Origin of the sequence: Corynebacterium meridianum (genome assembly GCF_016342265.1) — a bacterium.
In the GTDB taxonomy this organism is placed as follows: domain Bacteria; phylum Actinomycetota; class Actinomycetes; order Mycobacteriales; family Mycobacteriaceae; genus Corynebacterium; species Corynebacterium meridianum.
In genome coordinates this window covers 159,836-173,121 of record NZ_JAEIOS010000011.1, presented here as the reverse complement: position 1 = coordinate 173,121, position 13,286 = coordinate 159,836, and the positions used below count along the sequence as shown (strand labels likewise).

At 65.8% G+C, this 13,286-nt stretch carries 10 protein-coding genes; 6 read left to right on the top strand and 4 right to left on the bottom strand.

What is annotated here, in order from left to right; translation table 11 throughout:
- Window positions 1-5 precede the first annotated feature (5 nt).
- Both JDV75_RS03995 and JDV75_RS03990 read left to right on the top strand, forming a co-directional pair.
- Window positions 6-1,637, top strand: coding sequence for an ATP-binding cassette domain-containing protein (locus JDV75_RS03995; protein ID WP_198737955.1), 1,632 nt, complete (start codon window positions 6-8; stop codon window positions 1,635-1,637).
- 66 nt (window positions 1,638-1,703) lie between these two features.
- Window positions 1,704-2,258, top strand: coding sequence for a DUF1990 domain-containing protein (locus JDV75_RS03990; RefSeq protein ID WP_198737954.1), 555 nt, complete (start codon window positions 1,704-1,706; stop codon window positions 2,256-2,258).
- 12 nt (window positions 2,259-2,270) lie between these two features.
- On the opposite strand, the gene JDV75_RS03985 is transcribed toward JDV75_RS03990, so the two are convergent.
- The 3 genes from JDV75_RS03985 to can all read right to left on the bottom strand — a co-directional run bounded on the left by JDV75_RS03985 (window position 2,271) and on the right by can (window position 6,722).
- Entirely contained in the window at window positions 2,271-3,014 is a 744-nt protein-coding gene (locus JDV75_RS03985) for a glutamine amidotransferase (protein ID WP_198737953.1), read from the bottom strand.
- 82 nt (window positions 3,015-3,096) lie between these two features.
- Window positions 3,097-3,675, bottom strand: coding sequence for a TetR/AcrR family transcriptional regulator (locus tag JDV75_RS03980; protein WP_198737952.1), 579 nt, complete (start codon window positions 3,673-3,675; stop codon window positions 3,097-3,099).
- Between the two features lie 227 nt (window positions 3,676-3,902).
- Entirely contained in the window at window positions 3,903-6,722 is a 2,820-nt protein-coding gene (gene can, locus JDV75_RS03975; RefSeq protein WP_198737951.1) for an aconitate hydratase, read from the bottom strand.
- A gap of 521 nt (window positions 6,723-7,243) precedes the next feature.
- Between can and JDV75_RS03970 the strand changes: the two genes are divergently transcribed.
- The 3 genes from JDV75_RS03970 (at window position 7,244) to JDV75_RS03960 (ending at window position 11,449) form a co-directional block, all read left to right on the top strand.
- Window positions 7,244-7,726, top strand: coding sequence for an Rv1476 family membrane protein (locus JDV75_RS03970; protein ID WP_198737950.1), 483 nt, complete (start codon window positions 7,244-7,246; stop codon window positions 7,724-7,726).
- A gap of 618 nt (window positions 7,727-8,344) precedes the next feature.
- The gene (locus JDV75_RS03965; protein ID WP_198738443.1) at window positions 8,345-10,288 is read left to right on the top strand and encodes a DIP1281 family NlpC/P60 protein; all 1,944 of its coding nucleotides are present in this window, start codon (window positions 8,345-8,347) and stop codon (window positions 10,286-10,288) included.
- Window positions 10,289-10,357: 69 nt separating this feature from the next.
- Complete coding sequence (locus JDV75_RS03960; RefSeq protein ID WP_198737949.1) at window positions 10,358-11,449, top strand: ferrochelatase; 1,092 nt, start codon at window positions 10,358-10,360, stop codon at window positions 11,447-11,449.
- Between the two features lie 124 nt (window positions 11,450-11,573).
- Here the strand turns inward: JDV75_RS03960 and JDV75_RS03955 are convergent, their stop codons facing one another.
- Entirely contained in the window at window positions 11,574-12,392 is an 819-nt protein-coding gene (locus JDV75_RS03955) for a hypothetical protein (protein WP_198737948.1), read from the bottom strand.
- A 34-nt stretch (window positions 12,393-12,426) separates the two neighbouring features.
- On the opposite strand from JDV75_RS03955, the gene JDV75_RS03950 reads away from it, so the two are divergent.
- The gene (locus tag JDV75_RS03950; protein WP_198737947.1) at window positions 12,427-13,269 is read left to right on the top strand and encodes a DUF3097 domain-containing protein; all 843 of its coding nucleotides are present in this window, start codon (window positions 12,427-12,429) and stop codon (window positions 13,267-13,269) included.
- Window positions 13,270-13,286: the final 17 nt, after the last annotated feature.

Below are 13,286 nucleotides of genomic sequence, written 5' to 3'. Positions count from 1 at the left end.
CGGCTGTGATTGTAACCAGTGATCTTGAAGTGCGTGTCGGTGCCCGGACGCTGCTTACCGCCCCCGGGCAGCAGCTCCGGGTACAGCCCGGGGACCGCATTGGCCTGGTCGGTCGGAACGGTGCGGGAAAAACCACGACCATGAGGATTCTCGCCGGGGAAGCGGAACCCTACGCTGGCGCGGTGACCCGCTCCGGAACGGTTGGGTATCTTCCGCAGGACTCCCGTGAGGGCAACATCGAGGTCACCGCACGGGAACGGGTGCTATCCGCCCGGGGTCTGGACAAGATCCAGTCGGCGATGGAACGCCAACAGGAGATCATGGAGACCACGGCGGACGACAACCGGCGGGATACCGCGATCCGGAAGTACTCGCGCCTGGAGGAGCAGTACCACACGCTGGGCGGCTATGAAGCGGCGAGTGAGGCGGCACGAATCTGTGACGCACTCGGGCTACCGGCGCGGATCCTCGACCAGCAGCTCAAGACACTCTCCGGCGGCCAGCGTCGCCGCGTCGAACTCGCCCAGATCCTGTTCGCCGCGTCGGCGGGATCAGGGAAATCCGCGACGACACTTCTCCTGGACGAACCGACCAACCACCTCGACGCAGACTCGATCACCTGGTTGCGTGAGTTCCTCAACCGGCACGAGGGTGGTCTCATCATGATCTCCCACGACGTCGACCTGCTCGAAGCGGTCTGCAACAAGATCTGGTTCCTCGACGCGGTGCGTGGCGAAGCGGACGTCTACAACATGGGCTGGAAGAAGTACCTGGATGCCCGCGCCACCGATGAGGCCCGCCGGCGCCGCGAGCGCGCCAACGCGGAAAAGAAGGCTTCGGCGCTGAAGAAGCAGGCGGCGAAGCTCGGGGCGAAAGCCACGAAGGCGGCCGCGGCGAAACAGATGCTCGCCCGCGCGGAGAAGATGATCGAGAGCACGGACGAGATCCGTAGATCGGACAAGGTTGCGCACATCACGTTCCCGGAACCCGCCCCGTGCGGAAAGACCCCGATGAATGCGACCGGGCTGACGAAGATGTACGGGTCCCTCGAGGTGTTCGCAGGCGTGGACCTGGCCATCGACAGGGGTTCCCGGGTGGTCGTCCTCGGATTCAACGGTGCGGGCAAGACCACGCTGCTCAAGCTTCTGGCGGGTGTCGAGCGGACGGACGGTGAGGGCGGAATCGTCTCCGGCCACGGGCTGAAGATCGGGTACTTCGCGCAGGAACACGACACCATCGATCCGGAGGCCACGGTGTGGGAGAACACCGTGCGGGCCTGCCCCGATGCCGGGGCACAGGATCTGCGGGGACTGCTCGGCGCCTTCATGTTCTCGGGCGATCAGCTCGAACAACCGGCGGGCACCCTCTCCGGTGGTGAGAAAACCCGGTTGGCGCTCGCCGCGCTGGTGAGTTCGCGGGCCAATGTCTTGCTTCTCGACGAGCCCACCAACAACCTCGACCCCGTTTCACGTGAACAGGTCCTCAACGCTCTGGGAACCTACACCGGTGCGGTGGTGCTGGTCACCCACGATCCCGGTGCAGTGGAGGCCCTCGATCCGGAGCGCGTGATTGTGTTGCCCGACGGGACCGAGGACCTGTGGAGTGACGAGTACATGGAGATCGTCGAACTCGCGTGACGCGTCGGCGCCGGTAACCGGCGCTCACGTCATGGGGCTGTACCGCGGGACGCCTATCCTGGGGCCATGGATTTCAGCTGCGCGACCGACGCCCGGGCCCGACTCTGGGCACAGGAACTCACATACCCCGCCGAGTTGATGCTCACGACCCTGGATCTGATGGATGGGGGAACACCGCCCGAGCAGCTGCGCGACGGAGCGTGGCGGATCCTCGATGAGGCCATCGTCCTGGGTGAGGGTAACGGGTGTTACCGGGAGGCGTCGGATCGGCTCCTGACCTGGCGCGCCCACCGCCACGCGGGCGTCCGGGTCGGTGCCTGGCGCACCGCCACGTCCGGCGATGTGGTGCGGATACGCTTCGCCGGGACCACCTCGCCCTGCCTGATCCTGCGTGTGGACACGCGGGAGCGTGAGACGCGGCTCGTCTACGGGACGCTGCCGGGCCACGTCGAATGCGGCGAGGAGGCCTTTTCCGTGGAAATCGGGGACGACGGCGTCGTCCGGGGCCGGATATTCGCCTTCTCGGTCCACGCGTGGTGGCTGGCGAAACTGGGTGCTCCGGCGGCGCGTGCCGTCCAGACCCTCATCACGCGCCGGTACCTCGAGGGACTGATCCCGTAGGAGTGCGCGCGCTCAGCCGGCGTAGATCCGGGCGAAGTTCAACAGGAGCCGGTTGTCGGTGGAAAGATCCTGTCCGGAGCAGGAATCCATGATGGAGTCGAATTCCTCCGGCTCGTAGTAGCCGGCCTCCCGGTAGACCTCGAGCCGGTCGCGGAAGGAATCGAGCTCCAGTTCCGGATGGAACTGCGTCACAAAGATGTGCCGTTTGATCCGGTACATCTGGACGGGGCAGACGTCGCCACGGACCAGGAGCGTCGCACCCGGGGGGAGGGCCCGGGTCGCTTCCTTGTGTCCCACGATGGTGGGGAACCGCGAGGGCATCCCGTCGAGGATCGGATCCGCGAGTCCCTCCGTCGTCACGTCGACGAGGATGCAGCCAGGCTTCTCCCCGAAGTGCCGGTCGATGACCCCTCCGGCGACACTGCCGATCACACCGACGCCGAAACACGCTCCGAAAAGGGGGAAATCCCGTTCGATGCACTCCCGGATGACGGTGTTGAGGCATGCCTCCACACGGACCTGATGGTCGGTCTTGTCTGGCTCGGTGGCGTTGTAGGGGCCGCCACCGACAATGATGCCCGAATAATCATCCAGGATGATCGGGCCCAGAGGCTCCCGGTCGACGCGTTTCTGGATGAGAAACTCGGGCTGGAGTTCCATCATCGAGACGAACGATCGGTACTCGGCTTCTGCGGCATCATCCTCGGGTCGGGTGCTCAGCAGAAGGAACGGCTTGGTTATCTCGGTGACGGCCATACCGAGTGATACTACTGTCTTCTCACCGGAATATGGGAGTTATCACACCGCAAAACCAGGACTAATGATCAGACCGGTCTGATCAGAGACTGGCGGGGGTCTGCGTCCGCACACTGGCCTCCACCAGATCGAGGACCTGGTGCAGGCAGTCCGTGGGTTCTCCGCTGGCGAGATGGGTGATGAAGCCGTCCATCACCGTGACCAGGTAGGTGTGCAGGACCTCGACCGGTACGTCCGTGCGCATCCGACCGGCATCGACACCCGCCTGGAGACGGGAACGGATCGCCTCGTCCAGGACAGCCTGATGCTCGACCCAGCGGGCCGAGAACACCGGATCCGTGCGCAGGAGACGGGTGATCTCCAGACGTGTGGAGAGCCAGTCGTACCGGTCCTGGTGGGCGAGCATGTCCCGCATGACCTCGACCAGCCCCTCCGCGGCAACGACATCCGCCATCCGGGCCGCGTCCTCCCGTGCCAGCGCCAGGAAGAGGTTCTCCTTGTCGGCGAAGTGGTGGAAGATGGCTCCCCGGGATTTTCCCGTGGCCTGTTCGAGACGCCTGACGGTCGCCCCGTCATAGCCGAACTCCGCGAAGCAACGGCGGGCGCCTTCGAGGATCTCCCGGCGCCGGTGGGAGAGATCCGAGGAACTGACCTTGGGCATGACAGTCCTCCTTGGTTGTGGCGTTGTGATCCATCCCGCTGACCCTGTCTGGTCGGGTTCGGGTACACGAGTGGATTGTACTGGCGTTTTAGACGTCGAGGGGGCTACGGGACGCGGACGGTGGACACCGTCGCGCATCACCGCAGCCCCCGTCGGTCAAATCGTGGCTCAGCTCACCGACCCGGACCAGCGGTCACTGGGACCGGGAATCCGGGTGGTGGACCGGCTCAGGCTGCGTCGCGGGCCATGTTCCGCAGCACGTACTGGAGGATGCCACCGTTGCGGAAGTACGCGGCCTCACCGGGGGTGTCGACGCGGACCTTGGCGTCGAAGACCACGTCTTCTCCGTCTTCCTTGTGTGCGGTGACCTTCACGGTCTGCGGGATCGTGTCGTTGTTGAACTCCTCGATACCCTCGATGTCGAAGACCTCGGTGCCGTCCAGTCCGAGTGACTCGTGGGACTCACCCTCGGGGAACTGGAGCGGGATGACGCCCATTCCGATCAGGTTCGAGCGGTGGATACGCTCGAAGCTCTCGGTGATGACGGCCCGGACCCCGAGCAGGTTGGTTCCCTTCGCCGCCCAGTCACGGGAGGACCCGGTGCCGTACTCCTTGCCACCGAGAACGACCAGCGGGATGCCCTCCGCCTTGTAGTTCTCGCAGGCGTCGAAGATGAAGGCCTGGGGGGCGCCTTCCTGGGTGAAGTCCCGGGTGTAACCGCCGGCCTGATCGACCAGTTGATTCTGCAGGCGGATGTTCGCGAAGGTACCGCGCATCATCACCTCGTGGTTGCCACGCCGCGAGCCCAGAGAGTTGTAGTCGTTGCGCTCGACGCCGTTCTCGTCCAGGTACTGGGCCGCGGGGGTCCCGGGCTTGATGGAGGAGGCGGGGGAGATGTGGTCGGTCGTGACCGAGTCGCCGAGCTTGCACAGGACGCGTGCACCCTTGATGTCCTTGACCGGTTCCGGATCCATGGTCATTCCGTCGAAGTACGGCGCCTTGCGGATGTAGGTGGAGGACTCATCCCAGTCGAAGGTCTTGCCCTCGGGGGTGGGAAGGTTCTGCCACTGCTCGTCACCCTTGAACACGTCGGCGTAGTCGGCCTCGTAGAGTTCGCGGGAGATGCACTCCTCGATTGTGGACTCAATCTCCTCGGTGGAGGGCCAGATGTCGGTCAGGAAAACGTCGTTGCCGTCCTGGTCCTGGCCGAGCGGCTGCTTGTCGAAGTCGAAGTCCATCGTGCCGGCGATGGCGTAGGCGATGACCATGATCGGCGAGGCGAGGTAGTTCATCTTGACATCGGGGGAGATGCGGCCCTCGAAGTTACGGTTGCCCGAAAGTACCGCAGTGGCGGTCAGGTCGTACTTGTTGATCGCCGCGGAGATCTCCTCCGGCAGCGGGCCCGAGTTACCGATGCAGGTGGTGCAACCGAAGCCCGCGAGGTAGAAGCCCATGGCCTCCAGGTCCTTCCACAGGTCGGCGCGCTTGTAGTAGCCGTCGACGACCTGGGAACCCGGGGCGCAGATGGTCTTGACCCACGGCTTGGCCTTCAGGCCCTTGGCCGCGGCCTTGCGGGCGATGAGGCCGGCACCGATCATGACGGACGGGTTCGAGGTGTTGGTGCAGGAGGTGATGGACGCGATGGCGACCATGCCGTGGTCGAGCGTGTACTCGCCGCCGTTGGGGGAGGTCACGGTGACCGGACGGGAAGCACGGCCTTCCGCACCGCGTGCGGCGCTCTCGCCGTGGCCCTCACGCGAGGAGTTGTAGAGGTCATCGACATCGGCCTCGTCGAAGTCGAGCTCGCCTTCGGAGTCCATACGGACGGCCGGGCGACTCTCATCCTCCTGGACCTCATCGCTGCAGTAGTTGGGCAGATCCTTGCGGAACTGTTCCTTCGCCTTCGACAGCAGGATGCGGTCCTGCGGGCGTTTCGGGCCGGCGATGGAGGGCTCGACGGTCGAGAGATCGAGTTCGAGGTACTCGGAGTACTCGGCTTCGGGGGTGTTCTCGTCCAGCCACATGCCCTGAGCCTTGGCGTAGGCCTCGACGAGTGCGATCTGCTCTTCGGAGCGGCCGGTGAGCTGCAGGTACTTGGTGGTCTGCTCGTCGATGGGGAACATCGCGCAGGTGGAACCGAACTCGGGCGACATGTTGCCGATCGTCGCGCGGTTCGCGAGCGGAACTTCCTTGACGCCGGAGCCGTAGAACTCGACGAACTTCTGGACGACGCCGTGCTCGCGGAGCATCTCGGTGATCGTCAGCACGACGTCGGTGGCGGTGACGCCGGCGGGGATGGAGCCGGTCAGCTTGAAGCCGACGACGCGGGGGATGAGCATCGAGACCGGCTGGCCGAGCATCGCAGCCTCAGCCTCGATACCGCCGACACCCCAGCCGAGGATGCCGAGTCCGTTCTCCATCGTGGTGTGGGAGTCGGTGCCGATGCAGGTGTCGGGGTAGGCGACGCCCTCGTTGTCGAAGACGACACGGGCCAGGTTCTCGATGTTGACCTGGTGGACGATGCCGGTTCCCGGGGGAACGACACGGAAGTTGGAGAAGGCCTTGGAACCCCAGCGGAGGAACTGGTAGCGCTCCTCGTTGCGCTCGTACTCGATCTTAACGTTCTTCTCGAGTGAATCGGAGTGACCGAAGGCCTCGATGATCACGGAGTGGTCGATGACCATCTCGGCGGGGTTGAGCGGGTTAACGCCATCGGGGTCGCCACCCAGGGTCTTGATGGCCTCGCGCATGGTCGCGAGGTCAACGACACAGGGAACGCCGGTGAAGTCCTGCATGAGGACGCGCGCGGGCGTGAACTGAATCTCGATGCTCGGTTCAGCGGAGGCATCCCAGTCCGCGATCGCCTGAATGTGATCGCGGGTGATGTTGGCGCCGTCCTCGGTGCGGAGAAGGTTCTCGCCGAGGACCTTCAGGGAGTAGGGCAGCTTCTCCATGCCGGATACGGCATTGAGGGCGTAGTACTCGTAGGACTTGTCGCCGACTTCGAGGGTGCTCTTGGCGTTGAATGAGTTCTGGCTCTCAGTCACGTAAGCTCCGTTCCTAAAAATTTCGGGTGAGTAGAGCGTCGGCTGGGTTACTCTCCGGCTGGCGCCGACGCAGGTAAAAAGAGCGGTTCATCGTGGCCGCTGGCCGACATGAACGTCGTCTGGGGTAAAGTATAACAGTACGGGCGTTCTGTTCGACAATCGCGGCCCGCTCCGCTACTTTCCACCCCCGTAATCTATCATTCCGGTCCCGAACGCCGTGGTGGCACGCCCCAATTCGTTTCCCTCCCCACCCCCGCGACGGTGGGTGCGCCCCGCGTGCGACGCCAAAAGCGGCGGCTACCCCCGGAACCACCCGGGTCGACATGGCGCAGAGTGCTCCGGTCACGCGCGTGCGGGGTGTCGATAGGCTGGTGGGAACGATTGAAGGTGCGAGTCCTGCGCGTGCGGGGTGTCGACCCCGGAGAGCTCGCCCGGACGTGCCATAGTCGGTCGGGGAGGGGTTTCCCGCACCGGGTGTGTGTCCCCGCCCTGCCGAACTACCGAGAGGAAGCCGCTGCCCCATGATCCCCGCCGACATCAATCTGACGGACATCACCAAGGATCTCGCCGACGACGGCGTCGCCATCGGCTCATTGGACTCGGAGTATCCGGGCCTGTCCGACGCACTTTCCGGGGTGATCGACAACGCCCGAAGCGGCGGCTTCGGGGAACTGCGTTTCGTGTTCCTCGATTCCGCCCCCGCGGTTGCCGCGGACCAGCGCGACGTCGCACAGGACCTGCTCGACGCGACCGGCGCCGACACGCTGATCCTGCGTTCTCCCGCGGGGGGTGCCGTCGTGAGCGGGGAGCATTCCCGTGCCGCGATCGAATCTGCACAGGTGGACCTGTTCGGAAACCCTGATCTCGTGGCCGGAACCCAGATCTTCGTGGACGATCTCACCCGGGCCACCGTCCCCTGGCAGGGGATCAACATCGGGATGGCGGCCGTTGTGCTGGTTGCGGTCCTCGTGACGGTCATCACGCTGCGCTCACGCATCAGCTGAGGCGGCTCCCCGCACATGGTGAAGAGGGGTCATCGACGTACTTGGTCAACCCTGGTTCCTTGACTTGGGAGCGTTCACCGGGGCCGATCCCTCCGCGTCTGTGCCATCCCAGGGCTAACGGCCGAGGTTCTGCGTCTGCGACACGCCGATAATGCTCCAATATGTGACGAATATCACGATAGCGACGCATTTGAGTAAGTGCACAGGTCAACAACCCCGTCAGTCATGTGTTGGGGCTTTACCACTGTGACTACTGGGGTCATTGTGTACCCAAGTTCCTGCAAGTGAATTAACGTGCAGTTGTCAGCTCATGAGTCTCATCGGATCAATCTGTGCTCATCGGTAACAGTCAGGCTGCGGTCCATCCGGCCCGCACCGGCTCATCGAAGGGTCCGGGTCTGTCAGGCACGTGGGGAAGCATGCCTGGTGCATCCGGATACACAGTCGGTGCGGCCCATGAGCGACGTCGAATGTTCACCCACCGCGGGTTCCGGTACTTCAGGTCCGGGACCACGGCCCACGATGCGAGAAGCAGTCGCCGCCACCAACGGTCCCGCCCAGCGGGGCCAGATCCGGTCACGGATCCGGTCGGTCGGGGATAGGAGTTAACCAGTGGCAATGTTCACGCCCCGCCACGTCTCGGACGTCAGCGCAGCTCAAAGTCCCGCCCCCGTTTTCTCCCGACGCATGATCGGGCTTCTCCTGACGGCCTCGCTGGCCTGCACACTCACGCCAGCTGCCGCGGAGCCCCGGAACCCTGACGACTCCGAGATTGCCGCCGCCGAGCAGGCGGTCCAGCTGAGCTCGGGGGAGGTGGCGTCACTCGCAGCCGGTCTCTCGGCCGCTCAGGAGCAGATCTCCGGGCTCGAGAACGAGATGGGTCGCCTCCGTGAGGCGGTCAACAAGGCCCTGGTCGACCTGCACGATGCCCAGGCCACCGCGGAACAGGCGCGACAGAACGCGCGGGGTGCACGGACGGACCTCGAGCAGACCCAGGAGGAGTTGAGCTCCGAGCAGGCGAAGCTCGATGAAATCTCGCGCAGTGCGTACCGGAGGGGAACGACATCGCTCGCCGTCAGCGGACTCGCCGGGGCGAAGAACGCCGATGACGCGCTCGACAGGCAGACCTTCCTGCGGACCGCTGCGGCGAAGCAGCAGGGTGTACTGGAATCCCTCGATCGACTTCGTACCGAGAACGCCAACGAGGAATCGCAGCTGCGCGCCGCCCGCAGGGTGGCGGAGGACCGCGAAGCCGAAGCGGAGGCCGCGGAGGCCGCTGCCCGCGCCGAGATCGAGGACAATGCCCGCCGCATCGAGCAGGCCGCCGCTGAGCGGGACCGGCTCGCAGCGGAACGCGATTCCGCCCAGAGACGGCTCGCGGAGGCGCGGGCCGCCTCTGGCGAACTCCTCAACCAACGTAAGGAGTTCGAGGAGTACACGCGCGCTGAAGCGGAGAGAAAGGCCGCCGAGGCCGCGGCCGAACTTGCTGCCCGGCAGAAGGCCGCTGCGGCGGAGGACTCGGCGGACAGCCGTCAGGAGGCCGCGGCCGCGGCGAGCGCGGCGGCGGCTGCTGCACTTGAGGCCCCCGACCGGGCCGAGGCCCGGGAGAAGGCCCAGGAAGCCGCGGATCAGGCGGTTCGGGCTCAGCAGGTGGCTGAGAAGGCCACCGCGGAAGCCGGGAACGAGGCGGCCGCCGCACAGCGGGCGCAGGATCTCATGCGTGCCGCGAGTGCGGCCGCGTCACTGGCCGCCGCAGCACTGGTCGCGGTCAACTCCCCGGATCACGCCACCCTGGACAACCCATATCCCCGGGAGGAATCGGACGCCGACACCCTGATCGCCGCGGTGCGGGACACCGTAGCCGTGCTGGACGAGAACTTCGGGGGAGCAGCGGGTTACTCGGCATCGCCTCAACCCACCGCCGCCGATGAGAGCGCGACCGTCGACGACACGACTGCCGCAGACGGTGCCGGCGTGCCCGCCATCACCACCGCGGCACCGGCTGCTCCGACGACGACCACGCGGAACGGTACCGCGGACGATCCCGTGACCGGAACCCTCGACACAGTCGTAGACTACGTCACCTTGACCGACCTCGACGAGGTCACGGAGACCGCCACGGACGTCATCACGGGATCCCGGGCGGAGAAGATCGAGGGCGTCATCTCCAGGGCGACGTCCGTGATCGGCACGCCGTACGCGTGGGGCGGCGGTAACGCCGCGGGGCCGACGAGGGGAATCCGGGACGGTGGGATCGCGGACTCCTACGGCGACTACAACAAGATCGGATTCGACTGCTCGGGGCTGACGCTCTACGCCTTCGCCGGTGCCGGTATCGCACTGCCGCACTACACGGGTTACCAGTACCAGAGGGGCACCAAGGTTTCGACCTCCAACATCCAACGGGGGGACCTGCTCTTCTGGGGGCCGAACGCCGAGTACCACGTGGCGATCTACCTCGGTGACGGGATGATGATCGAGGCACCGCAGTCAGGTGGTCACGTCCAGATCAGTCCGGTGCGCTGGTCCGGCATGAGCCCGTACGCGGTTCGCCTGATCTGATCCGTCCCGCCGGAACCGCCCACCGACGTGTTGCCGGATTCCGGGGCGCGGTTCGGTAGTCTGGGGGGCATGGCTCACGCTCGCACCGCCGACTACGACGCACTGCTGTTTCTCTCTTTCGGGGGACCGGAGGGGCACGACGACGTCCGTCCCTTCCTGGAGAACGTGACCCGTGGCCGCGGAATTCCACCCGAGCGCCTGGACGAGGTGGAGGTCCACTACCACCACTTCGGTGGTGTCAGCCCACTGAATCAGCTCAACCGCGAGATCATCGCGAACGTCCGGGCGGAACTCGCGGACAGGGGCATTGAACTGCCCGTGTACTTCGGTAACCGGAACTGGCATCCGATGGCCCCGGACACCGCCGTTGAAATGGCCCGGGACGGGATCCGCAACGCTCTCGTGTTCGCGACCTCCGCCTGGGCGGGTTACTCGGGGTGCAGGCAGTACGACGAGGACATCGCGGGCATGCGGGAGCGTCTGGCTGCAGAGGAACTGCCGGAGATCCGGTTCACCAAACTCCGGCAGTTCTATGATCACCCGCTGTTCATCAAGGCAATGGCTGATGCGGTCCGTGCAGCCTACGGACGGCTCCCCGACGAAGTCCGGTCATCCGCCCGCCTGATGTTCACCGCTCATTCGATCCCCACGGCTGCCGACAACGCGGCCGGGGTCGACGATGACGGGCCGTTGTATTCCCGCCAGGTTCACGAGAGCGCCGCACTGGTCGCCCGGGAAGTGGGGGTCAGCGATTTCGATGTGGTCTGGCAGTCCCGTTCGGGATCTCCGCACACCCCCTGGCTCGAACCCGACATCGTCGACCACGTCACGGAGATACACCACGACCGCGGGCTCCCGGCGGCGGTGGTCTGTCCGATCGGGTTCGTCTCCGACCACATCGAGGTCGTGTGGGATCTCGATTCCGAGCTCGCCGAGGAAGCGGAGCAGTTCGGCATTCCGATTGAACGCAGCGCCACCGCGGGCCCCACCCCGGAGTTCGCGAAAATGGTGGTCGACCTGGCCATGGAGATGATCGAGGGCACCGGGCCGGTACGTCTCGGGTCGGCGCCGTTGAAGGGGTGCACCGTGAACGGGGCCTACTGCGGAAACGGCTGCTGCGCCCCCGCCAGGCGGCCCACCATGTCGAAGCGGCCCGGTTAACGGGGCCGGGCGGGGAACCATTCAGGGCGAGGTTTCGGGTTCCGGAGCGCCGGCGGTGGCTCCGCCACGACAATCCGGTACGAGTCCCGTACCGGCTGTCCACGTTGACCGGTAGACTAATCCGTCAGTGCAGTCGCCCGTATTCACCGACCGCGTAGGCCACCCCGGCCATGCGCGCGGTGCGGAGATGCGTGAGAAGCTGGGTCAGTTCCGCGTCATGACTGTGGTCGCCGGCTTCGCTCACGACGGTCTCGATGATCGCGGCGACCCGGTCCGCCCGGGCGAAGACCCTGACCGCGCGGGGCGTGACCGAGTCGGGCAACCCTGGGCCCGAGTAGAAGTCATCCAGCCTCCCAACAGTCAATCGTGGGGAGGGCAACGGGCTACGGGTGAATCCACGGGACTCGATGAGGTCGGCGGCACGGGACGTCGCACCGGCGAGCATCCTGTCCGCGTCCCCCGGCCCGAGATGGTCCGGCTCGGGTACCGGTCCGCGTGCGGTGTACCACCGCCACCGGACCACACCTCCCGGATCGCCGAGGCCCGGCCCGGGAAGCAGCACATGATTGATCTCCGGATCCGGGTCCCGGATCACCAGCGCACTGAAGTCGAGAGCGCGTGCCGCCTCGGCGGCCGGTGACCCCGCGATGAGCCCCGGGACCTGACCGGGCCCACCGAACACGAGTCGGAGTACGGGCTCACCCGGGGCGAGAAGGGGAAGCACCGGGGCGGCGGTCTCCCGGAAATGGCGCAGCAGCCCGATCAACCCACCGCCGACCGGCGATTCGTCCCCGTCCGGCCCGGAGACGATGAGGCTGTGGTGGGTGCCGTAGTCGCCGAATGCATCGAGAAGGTCGTCGTAGCTGACTCTGCCGTAGAGCCAACCGGCGAGCCAGACGGCGGCGTTCTGGAGCGGTGAGTACACCAGCGGGCGGAAATCCATGGTTGCCAGAGTTTAGCCGATATGGTTGATCCCCATGAGTTTCAATGATCCGTACGGAGGCGACATACTCTCCGGCCATTCCCGGCGCCTCAAGCCCGTGTACCCGAAGGTGCCTGCGGAACCCGGACTGGTCGCGGAGGTGATCGCCGACGGATTCGTCGGGGCGGTCACCGGCTTCGAGCGCACCTATGACGGTGACTTCGTCAGGCTCGAGGACAGGCACGGCCGGGAGAGGCTGTTCAAACTCAGGGACGGTGCTTTCCTGCTGGAGGGGAAGCGGGTGACCCTCACCCGGTACGTCCCCGAGACCGGTCCCACGCGGTCGAACTCGGGCTCACGGAAGGTCGCGAACCTCACCGCCAAGGTCGCGGCGCCCTCGAGGATCTGGGTGGAAGGTATCCATGATGCGGCGATCGTCGAGAAGGTGTGGGGTCACGACCTGCGCGTCGAGGGAGTGGTCGTCGAGTACCTCGAGGGCCTGGACAACCTTCCGGAGCGCCTCACCGAGTTCCGGCCGGGGCCCGGAAGAAGGGTCGGCGTTCTCGCCGATCACCTCGTCGAGGGCTCCAAGGAAACCCGGTTGACCCGGTCACTCGGGCCGGATGTCCTGGTGACGGGCCACCCGTTCATCGACATCTGGGCGGCCGTGAAACCGCAGAAACTCGGGATCCGGGCGTGGCCGGACGTTCCCCGGGGCGAGGACTGGAAGACCGGGATCTGCGCCCGACTCAAGTGGGGGACACCCCGGGAGGGGTGGAACCGGGTCTACGGGGCGGTCGAGAGCTACCGGGACCTCGACTCGACGCTCATCGGAGCGGTGGAGCGGCTCGTCGATTTCGTGACGATCCCGGACGTTGACAAGCGTGATCTGCTCTGATTCCGGGTCTGGGGCCG

What these genes read in the sequence shown, in the direction of transcription:
- JDV75_RS03990 (WP_198737954.1), top strand. Translation starts at nt 1,704, where the DNA reads ATGGATTTCAGCTGCGCGACCGACGCCCGGGCCCGACTCTGGGCACAG.
- JDV75_RS03985 (WP_198737953.1), bottom strand. Translation starts at nt 3,014, where the DNA reads ATGGCCGTCACCGAGATAACCAAGCCGTTCCTTCTGCTGAGCACCCGA.
- JDV75_RS03980 (WP_198737952.1), bottom strand. Translation starts at nt 3,675, where the DNA reads ATGCCCAAGGTCAGTTCCTCGGATCTCTCCCACCGGCGCCGGGAGATC.
- JDV75_RS03970 (WP_198737950.1), top strand. Translation starts at nt 7,244, where the DNA reads ATGATCCCCGCCGACATCAATCTGACGGACATCACCAAGGATCTCGCC.
- JDV75_RS03965 (WP_198738443.1), top strand. Translation starts at nt 8,345, where the DNA reads ATGTTCACGCCCCGCCACGTCTCGGACGTCAGCGCAGCTCAAAGTCCC.
- JDV75_RS03960 (WP_198737949.1), top strand. Translation starts at nt 10,358, where the DNA reads ATGGCTCACGCTCGCACCGCCGACTACGACGCACTGCTGTTTCTCTCT.
- JDV75_RS03955 (WP_198737948.1), bottom strand. Translation starts at nt 12,392, where the DNA reads ATGGATTTCCGCCCGCTGGTGTACTCACCGCTCCAGAACGCCGCCGTC.
- JDV75_RS03950 (WP_198737947.1), top strand. Translation starts at nt 12,427, where the DNA reads ATGAGTTTCAATGATCCGTACGGAGGCGACATACTCTCCGGCCATTCC.